General features: G+C 41.6%; 8 protein-coding genes. 6 read left to right on the top strand and 2 right to left on the bottom strand.

The genetic code is table 11. From position 1 onward, the window contains the following. Window positions 1-8: 8 nt before the first annotated feature. From DPG01_RS03215 to DPG01_RS03230, 4 genes are all read left to right on the top strand, one after another. Entirely contained in the window at window positions 9-959 is a 951-nt protein-coding gene (locus DPG01_RS03215) for a hypothetical protein (RefSeq protein WP_110974162.1), read from the top strand. 478 nt (window positions 960-1,437) lie between these two features. Continuing rightward, window positions 1,438-1,791 (top strand): hypothetical protein, encoded by a 354-nt coding sequence (locus DPG01_RS03220; protein ID WP_110974163.1) that lies wholly within the window; start codon window positions 1,438-1,440, stop codon window positions 1,789-1,791. Between the two features lie 290 nt (window positions 1,792-2,081). Continuing rightward, window positions 2,082-3,041, top strand: a complete 960-nt coding sequence (locus tag DPG01_RS03225) for an aliphatic sulfonate ABC transporter substrate-binding protein (protein ID WP_110974164.1) — start codon at window positions 2,082-2,084, stop codon at window positions 3,039-3,041. Next, window positions 3,041-3,862 (top strand): ABC transporter permease, encoded by an 822-nt coding sequence (locus DPG01_RS03230; RefSeq protein ID WP_110974165.1) that lies wholly within the window; start codon window positions 3,041-3,043, stop codon window positions 3,860-3,862. Before DPG01_RS03225 ends, DPG01_RS03230 begins: the two co-directional genes overlap by 1 nt. Before the next feature lie 56 nt (window positions 3,863-3,918). Here DPG01_RS03230 and prmC read toward each other — a convergent pair whose 3' ends face one another. Continuing rightward, window positions 3,919-4,737, bottom strand: a complete 819-nt coding sequence (gene prmC / locus DPG01_RS03235; protein WP_086207720.1) for a peptide chain release factor N(5)-glutamine methyltransferase — start codon at window positions 4,735-4,737, stop codon at window positions 3,919-3,921. Further along, window positions 4,737-5,825 (bottom strand): peptide chain release factor 1, encoded by a 1,089-nt coding sequence (gene prfA / locus DPG01_RS03240; RefSeq protein ID WP_110974166.1) that lies wholly within the window; start codon window positions 5,823-5,825, stop codon window positions 4,737-4,739. Before prfA ends, prmC begins: the two co-directional genes overlap by 1 nt. Window positions 5,826-6,288: 463 nt before the next feature. Here prfA and DPG01_RS03245 point away from each other — a divergent pair, with 463 nt between their 5' ends. Further along, window positions 6,289-6,717 carry a glycine zipper domain-containing protein gene (locus DPG01_RS03245; protein WP_086207722.1) on the top strand — a complete coding sequence of 143 codons (429 nt, stop codon included), beginning with the start codon at window positions 6,289-6,291 and terminating at the stop codon, window positions 6,715-6,717. 223 nt (window positions 6,718-6,940) lie between these two features. Next, window positions 6,941-7,468, top strand: a complete 528-nt coding sequence (locus tag DPG01_RS03250; RefSeq protein ID WP_086207723.1) for a hypothetical protein — start codon at window positions 6,941-6,943, stop codon at window positions 7,466-7,468. Window positions 7,469-7,510: the final 42 nt, after the last annotated feature.

The following is a 7,510-nucleotide window of genomic DNA, read 5'->3' on the forward strand; positions in this document are numbered from 1 at the left end:
GAAGAATAATGAAGCGCTTACGGCTTATCGCTTTGGTGCTGAGTGTATTGGTGATCGGTGTGGTGATATGGTTGGGCCTTGGCCCATCCTATGCCACATCGGGTCAAACTCAGGCATCCTCACCGTCCCTTACAGAGACTGCTCAACCCAGCAGTTTGCAAGAGAAGCTTGCTGCTGCAAACATCGATGAGTCAAAAATGCAGCAACAAGAATCCATCCAACAAATTATTCAACACTTTCAAAAAAATCCGGGCAATATCACACAATTATTAAACCAGTTACAGCAAAACTGCCCCGATACCAACTGTCAGGCATTATTAAAACAGGTATTGACCGAATATCCAGATCAGCAGTTTGCCCAGACTTTAAAACGATTGATAGAACGCCTACCACTGTACGAAAAAGAAATGCAAGCTAAAACCATGTCCACACAAATGACACCACAACAGCGTTATCAGGAAATTTGGAACTTACGTGAGCAGACTTTAGGTAAGCAAGAAACACAACTCGGCTTTGCTGAAGAAAAAGAATTTGCCAGCTATCAGTTTGCTTATGGTGAACTCTTGGGACGAGCACCGCAAATGACACTACAACAACGTCTGAGTGAACTTGCGCAATTACAGCAACAATATAAAAACTCGAGCAAAAACATTGATGGTCAAAGTGGTGGTTATGATAAAGCCCTTAAATTGGCTTTAATTGGCGTCACCGACCCAATACAGCAACAAGAAATTACCCAACACATTCGTAACAGCTACTTTTCAGGCAAAGAAGCGGCGCAAATGGCTGAACGCGAACAACAAGTCGCTCGTCAGCAACAACAGATCGCCAGTTACCAATCTGAGCTTACTGCTCTAAACCAAGAAATGAACCAGCAAAAACAAAATTTAGCTGAAAGTGCATGGCAACAGCAGTATCAACTCCGCCTAGAACAACTGAGGCAAAAGCACTTTAACTAGTGGCGTAAACGTTCATCATTCTCTACCCCAAACACAGACAACTAAAGCAAGGTGATGTACCTCAACTTGCTTTAGCTTGTATTTATAAATTGAAATTCCACAATCTTTTGAATCTGCATCTGTAATCTCAAAATAAAGTAATTTGCAACAGCACTGACAACATAATTAATATATTTCAATAGCTTAAAATAAACTCAAATAAATTTTTAATTAAAATTTCACAATATTCCATATTAAATTGCTTCTTTTTGATCTATCCGAGCCCCTTGCAACAGTCGTATGAAATGCACACAGGCACTCAATTTAATAAATTTAAGCTTTTCATTCACTTAACAAATCCATCTTTCATTTATCGGAATCTATTTGCAAAAAGCTCCAAAATGGATTATTTTTCAACCAATTTTAAAGCATTCTTTAATGCTTATTTCTGGCTGTACTCCCCCTGTTTAATCACCTTATTTCTTTTAAAGGTTATGACATGCTTAAAATGATTGATGTTCTCGATCAACGTCTGGTGCAAAACTTTACTCAAGCTTTGCAGTCTCCTACCCCACAATTTGAAGAGCAACTGGATCAAGGCATTCTCAATGCATCAGACCTCGAATTAAATCATGCTGTTACTGCATTTTTTAATGAAGTTGATGCAATTGAAGCTGCTCAAGCGTTGGATATTAGCGCTGACCGTATTCAAGCCCTGCAGTTAGGTGCATCGTTTAAAGATGAACAATATCTGGCCGATCTAAAGAAAATTGTGACGCTTTGCCTTGCACTTGAAACTGATGCTTTAGAGCAAGTTGAAGTTTCTGACAGCTTACAAGACTATCCTATGTAAACTTGCAATCCCTCAAAAAAAGCGACTTTTACAGTCGCTTTTTTTACATTCAAAATGAATGATTTAGTTATGTAATTTTCATATAAGAAGAAATTATTCTATGCTTTTTGGAAGTTATTCTATACTCCCAAAACTGCACATAACTCAACCAAGTTATTAAAATTCAGATAGTTAAACAAAGACCACTCGTTTATTTCAATTTAATATTTTGTTATCCATTTTTCTTTTTTTATTTTTCGCATACATAAGGTTAAAAGAATCCACAAATGAACTTATTTAAATGATGCAACATGAAAAACTTTAAACTACTGAGCACTTCACTGATTTTAGGTCTGATCGGCTCTTATGCCCATGCCGCTATTCCAAACACACTCAAACTCGATTATGCCTATTACGCACCAACCAGTCTTGTGGTGAAAGAGCAGAAATTGTTAGAAAAAGCCTTACCTAAAACTGAAATTAAATGGGTGTTTAGCCAAGGTAGTAACCGTTCGCTGGAATATTTAAATAGCGGCAGTGTCGATTTTGCTTCAACCGCAGGGCTTGCAGCCGTGCTCAGTCGTGCCAACGGCAGTCCAATTAATACCGTATATATCCAGAGCCAACCTGAATGGACCGCTTTGGTGGTTGCTAAAAACTCCCCGATTAAAAGTTTAAAAGACTTAAAAGGAAAGAAAATTGCAGCAACTAAAGGCACAGATCCATTTCTGTTTACCCTACAAGCATTGGATACAGTGGGTCTAAATAAACGTGACGTGCAACTGGTCCATTTACAACATCCAGATGGCAAAACAGCTTTAGAACGTGGTCAAGTCGATGCTTGGGCAGGCCTAGATCCACTGATGGCATCGGCACAAGTGCAATCTGGCGCAAAACTACTGTATCGAAATATTGGGTTTAATAGTTATAGCGTGCTCAGTGTCAAAGAGTCTTTTTCTCAGCAAAGCCCCGAAGCCATTGAAGCGGTAATTAAAGCCTATGAACAAGCACGTAAGTGGGCCAAAGCTAATCCAGAGAAACTGGCGGAGTTATTGGCACGCGAGTCCAAACTTCCGTTGAATGTCGCAAAATTACAATTAAGCCGTACCAATTTTGATCAAAATATTCCGTCAGCCAAACAGATTGCAGCATTACAAAAGTCTGGCAGTATTTTGAATGAAGAAGACTTAGTCCGTAAAGGCACCAATGTTAATCAAGTCGTGACTCAGTTGTTTAAGCCGCAATATGCACAAAAGGTTGTAAGCAAATAATGACCAAGTCAGTCGCGAGCTCTTTCACCCCTGTTGAAGTGAAAAAGGGTTCCTCATTTCAGTTGAAATTGAAGCGTGTTCTCAAAGCCATCACCCTTCCAGTGCTCTTACTGATTGCTTGTGAATATCTGGTCCGTGCAGGTTTTATTGAACCTTATTTATTGCCTGCACCCAGTAGTTTATGGCAAACCTTTCTAGATTTATGGCAGGCAGATTTATGGATGCATGTCTGGACCAGTACATGGCGGGTGTTTTTAGGCTTTTTTATTGGCAGTGCTCTGGCGTTAATTTGTGCGATTTTGGTCGGACTCAACAAACAGGTTGAAGCATTTTTAGAACCCAGTTTTTCAGCGATTAAATCCATCCCAAGCTTAGCGTGGATTCCTCTACTTTTACTGTGGTTGGGAATAGATGAAGCATCAAAAATCACCCTGATTGCGATTGGCGCATTTTTTCCGACCTATACCAACACGGTCGCAGCGATTAAAGGTGTCGATCGTAAGCTCATCGAAGTCGCGCAAGTCTATCGACTGAAATACTGGCAGCAAGTCCAACAGATTATTTTACCTGCGGCATCTCCGGGAATTTTAACGGGACTACGCAACAGTTTAAGTTTGGCATGGATGTTTATGATTGCCGCAGAACTGATTGCAGCGACACAAGGCATTGGTTACTTACTGAGTGATGGACGAGAAACTTCGCGTCCCGATATTGTGATTTTAGCGATCATTCTATTAGCCGTACTTGGAAAATTCAGCGATGGCATCATGAAAGCCATCGAGACTTGGCTACTGCGTTGGCGTGACGTATTTGGAACATAAGATAGAAAAAATAAAAGCGCATCAACTGCGCTTTTATTTTGAAGGGAACAATGAAATTATTGTGTCCACTGCCCTAAAGTGACGCGGTCATTCCCACCATAATCTTTTACCGTACGGACTTGCTTATAGCCCGCTTCTTTAAAGATTTTCTGTACAGCGTCAGCTTGATCATAACCATGTTCAAGCACCACCCAGCCATCGAGGGTTAAATGCTTTTTGCCTTGCTGGATAATGACTTTTAAATCAGCCAAACCATGATCCGCAGCAACCAAGGCACGTTCAGGTTCAGTTGCTAAGTCTTGCATGTGTGTATCATCAGCATCAATATATGGCGGGTTCGATACAATCACATCAAAAAACTTTCGATTCAGCGGTGCAAACCAACTACCACACACAAAAGTCACATCATTTAAGTCATGCTTTTCTGCATTTTGCTGGGCAACCGCTAAAGTCGGCTCATAAATATCGGTCGCCGTGATGTCCCACGTGTCCCGTTCACTGGCCAATGAAAGCGCAACCGCACCCGTCCCTGTACCTAAGTCGACGATGCGCGCATCTTCAGGTAAGTCTAAACGTAGTACAGTTTCAACCAGTACCTCGGTATCTGGACGTGGCACTAAGGTATCAGGAGTGACAATCAGATCCAGCGTCCAAAATGGCTGTGAACCTGTCACATAAGCCAAAGGCTCTCCTGCTTCAATTCGCGCAAGTGCTGCAACATAGGCTTGCTCTTGCTCATCGGTCAGCACTTGGTCTTTTTTCATAACCAAATCAAAAGAATCAATTTTGGTAATGTGTTCCAGCAACCATGCATTTTCTTGACGTTCGTAACTCTCAGCTTCACCACGTAAAGCCAAAGCTTGGGCAATATTCATTATCCACCATTCTGCTGTGCAAGCATCGCAAGCTGATCTGCTTGGTATTCGCGGTGTAAGCTATCTAATAGTTCAGTTAAATCGCCTTCCATAACCGCATCTAACTTGTATAAAGTTAAGTTAATACGGTGATCGGTCATACGACCTTGCGGATAGTTATAGGTACGGATACGCTCTGAACGATCACCCGAGCCGACCAAGTCACGGCGCATTTCAGACGTTGCTGCATCAGCTGCTGCACGTTTTGCATTTTCCAAACGTGAAGCAAGTAAAGCCATGGCTTTAGCTTTGTTTTTATGCTGCGAACGCTCCTCCTGACATTCCACCACCGTTCCTGTTGGAATATGGGTAATACGCACAGCCGAATCGGTTTTGTTGATGTGCTGACCACCCGCACCTGAGGCACGGTAGGTATCAATACGTAAGTCTGATGCATTAATCTCGACCGTTGTATCAACATCAATTTCAGGCAAAATCGCAACAGTACACGCCGAAGTATGCACGCGTCCTTGAGACTCCGTTGCAGGTACGCGTTGTACACGGTGCGCGCCACTTTCAAACTTCAAGCGGCCGTAAACGCCCTCACCATTCACCAAGCAAATGATTTCTTTATAACCACCGTGTTCGCCTTCATTTTCAGACAACACCTCAATACGCCAGCCTTGTGATTCAGCGTACTTGGTGTACATGCGGTATAAGTCACCCGAGAAGATAGCGGCTTCATCACCGCCTGTACCCGCTCGAATTTCCAAATAGGCAGAATTGGCATCATTTGGATCTTTCGGAATCATTAAAATATTTAAATCAGCTTCTAGAGACTCAATAATGGCTTTATTTTCTTTAATTTCTTCAACAGCCATTTCCTTAAAATCAGGATCTGACAGCATCGCTTCAGCCGTTTCAATGTCTGCTTCAGCTTGTTTGTACTTGGTCCAAACTTCTGTAATTTCAGTCAAATCACTATGTTCACGTGACAGTTGGCGGAAACGCTTGTTATCTGAAATCACTTCTACATCTGCAAGTAATGCTGTTAATTCTTCGTGACGGTCAGAAAGTTGATCTAATCGTAAACGTAACGATTCTTTCATTAGGAAAATATCTCAATATAAAGGCTGCAATACAGTTTCACAGCACCAAAAAATTTGCGCTTAGTTTAACGACTCTATCGCCCAAAGAACATCTTTATTCAATATGGACCGACTTTTACTCCATATAAGCTAAATCGAATTTGTATATTTTTGAAAATAGGTTCAGCCATTGACGTTAAAAATTAAAATAATGATCTACACCCACTCCAACTACTTTTAATAGCACTTCATTCGTCTATGACGCAGAGTGTGAATTACATCACTCCTAGGTTTATCCACATTTGCACGAGTCTGAATAAATTTCATTCGCATTATTCACATTTGTAATAAAACTGATACAAACAAGAAACCAACGGGTTTCAATTTGGTTTCAACTCTTCACAATTAACTAGAATCTTTTTGTTACATTAGCGCCATCGAAATAAATACGACAGTTCAACCAATGTTGGACATGGAGAAACACATGAAACTAAATACACTCTTAATGTCAGCAACATTAGCGACAGCATCCATGTTTACTGCAACTGCGTATGCAGATAATACAACCCGCGTTGCTGCTGCAAGTGCTTTAGGTAGTGTTGCAGGGACTGCAATTGGGAAAAATATGGGCGGTAACACTGGTGCAACCATTGGTGCAGCACTGGGTGGCGCAGGTGGTGCAGCTGTTGCAAGTGACAAACGTAATCGTACAGAATCTGCTATTGGCGGTGCCATCGGTGGTGGTGCGGGTTATACCGTAGGTAAAAGCATGGGTGGTACCAACGGTGGTTATGTCGGTTCGGCATTAGGTGCAGCAGGTGGTGCAGCACTAGGGAATAAAATCTCAAAAGACAAACAAACCAGCTCTTACCATGGAAAAAAATGGAAAAAGAAACACCGTAAACACCATTAATTTACAGCATTGTAAAGATGTCATAGAAAGCACCTTCGGGTGCTTTTTTATGGCACAGATCAAGACGTAATTCCACAGAGCCAAACTGGTAGAAAATACGAAGAGTCGTTACATAGCATTTACCAAAGCAACAATTTTGATAAAGTTTCTCTTCATTATTCTTCCTATATGTTTCGCTAAAGTGAAATCAAGACGAAATGAACATACTCTTAGGAGTCTAAAAATGAAAATCAAATCAATTTTAATGAGTACTGTAATTGCAACTTCTGCATTAACAATGACGACTACATACGCAGGCAATAGTACGAATACAGCACTGACTTCTGCGCTTGGTGGTGTAGTCGGTGCCGCAATTGGTAACCAAATGGGTGGACAAACTGGTGCTATGATTGGTTCTGCCATTGGCGGTGGTGCAGGTGCAGCCGCTTCAGCCAACAAACGTGACCGTAATGGCGCAATCATTGGTGCAGCACTTGGCGGTGCAGGTGGTTATACAGTAGGTAAAAACATGGGTGGCACCAATGGTGGTTATATTGGTGCGGGCTTAGGTTCAGCAGGTGGTGCCGTTCTCGGTAAAAAAGTCTCAGAAGACCGCCGTTACGATGATGAAGATGACCGTCGCTACAATGATCGTTATGACCGTCGTGATAACAACCGTGGTTACCGCTACAATAACTATAAATACAATGATCGCGACTACCGTGGTGACAATGGTCGGCACTTAGGCTGGTACAAAAACGGCAAACGTTAAGTCATCTATAAAAGTTTCCAAATAAAAAAGCACCTTCGGGTG

The organism is Acinetobacter sp. WCHAc060042, assembly GCF_003231195.1.
GTDB lineage: Bacteria > Pseudomonadota > Gammaproteobacteria > Pseudomonadales > Moraxellaceae > Acinetobacter.

Excerpts from the sequence above, each read along its gene's own strand:
- DPG01_RS03215 (WP_110974162.1), top strand. The coding sequence starts at position 9 with ATGAAGCGCTTACGGCTTATCGCTTTGGTGCTGAGTGTATTGGTGATC.
- DPG01_RS03220 (WP_110974163.1), top strand. The coding sequence starts at position 1,438 with ATGCTTAAAATGATTGATGTTCTCGATCAACGTCTGGTGCAAAACTTT.
- DPG01_RS03225 (WP_110974164.1), top strand. The coding sequence starts at position 2,082 with ATGAAAAACTTTAAACTACTGAGCACTTCACTGATTTTAGGTCTGATC.
- DPG01_RS03230 (WP_110974165.1), top strand. The coding sequence starts at position 3,041 with ATGACCAAGTCAGTCGCGAGCTCTTTCACCCCTGTTGAAGTGAAAAAG.
- prmC (WP_086207720.1), bottom strand. The coding sequence starts at position 4,737 with ATGAATATTGCCCAAGCTTTGGCTTTACGTGGTGAAGCTGAGAGTTAC.
- prfA (WP_110974166.1), bottom strand. The coding sequence starts at position 5,825 with ATGAAAGAATCGTTACGTTTACGATTAGATCAACTTTCTGACCGTCAC.
- DPG01_RS03245 (WP_086207722.1), top strand. The coding sequence starts at position 6,289 with ATGAAACTAAATACACTCTTAATGTCAGCAACATTAGCGACAGCATCC.
- DPG01_RS03250 (WP_086207723.1), top strand. The coding sequence starts at position 6,941 with ATGAAAATCAAATCAATTTTAATGAGTACTGTAATTGCAACTTCTGCA.